1 protein-coding gene is annotated in these 984 nt (G+C 52.0%); it reads right to left on the bottom strand.

Annotation, left to right across the window (positions count from 1 at the left end):
* Nucleotides 1–215: 215 nt before the first annotated feature.
* Nucleotides 216–984 (bottom strand): IS3 family transposase (locus I5W_RS08310; RefSeq protein ID WP_044528872.1); only part of this gene is annotated, 769 nt, incomplete at its 5' end.

The raw sequence follows: 984 nt of genomic DNA, 5'->3' as shown, positions 1-984 counted from the left end.
ATCGGGTTGATGGCCATATTTGAATCATTTTGAGAACGAGGTTTACATGTATGACTTTAAAAATGTTCCGTAATAGTTTCTGAAGTGGTGCAGATGCGTATTTGATCAAAGAAGGTACGGCATATTCTTGGGTGACGTTCGATACGTACTGTCGTGGCCGGTCGCGACATCAATGCCCAGGCAGCCTATGACCTGCCCGGTTTTTCCGGACCAGTTTAATTTGGAATAGCTCCGGTTGATAAAGTGTTTCCTGTTTTCTTGCTGAACGCTTCCGGCGTCTGGTAGTTCAAGCTGGAATGAGGACGAATCTTATTGTAGTGCTGCCTCCAGTCCTCAATCACCACCTTGGCTTCCAGGCGATTCCTGAACCATTCCATGGCCAGGCATTCGTCACGGAATTTCCCGTTGAAGCTTTCTGTGGTGCCATTCTGCCAGGGCTTGCCCGGATTAATCAGGGCGCATTCTATCCCTTGTTCCGTCACCCATTTAAGCAAGGCAGCACTGACAAATTCCGGGCCGTTGTCACTGCGCAGATAGCGAGGAGCGCCGCGCACACTGATCAGCTTCGAGAGTACCTCGATGACGCGGCCTGATCGGATCGATCCTGCCACATCGATCGCCAAGGATTCTCTCGTGTATTCATCAACGACAGTCAAGCATTTGAGCTGCTGACCGTTAGCGCATGCGTCGAACACGAAGTCATAGCTCCAGACCGAGTTCATCTGCGCTGGTGCCAGAGGCCTTGGTCGACTACCTGCCACTCGTCGGCGCTTGTGTTTTTTTGGCACTTGCAAGCCTTGCTCGGACCATAGGCGAGCGCATTTCTCCTTGCCGATATCGATCCCATCACGACCCAGAAATATCCGGATGCGACGAGAACCATAACGGGGATACTGTCCGGACAAACGCTGCATCGCGCTCGCAATCGAAGCATTCTTTTGCGGCAAGGAGGGGACGTACTTCAAGTTCGACCTGGCACCTGCA

The organism is Herbaspirillum sp. B65 (assembly GCF_000333555.1).
Taxonomy (GTDB): domain Bacteria; phylum Pseudomonadota; class Gammaproteobacteria; order Burkholderiales; family Burkholderiaceae_D; genus Herbaspirillum; species Herbaspirillum rubrisubalbicans.
This window is presented reverse-complemented; position numbering and strand designations above follow the sequence as displayed.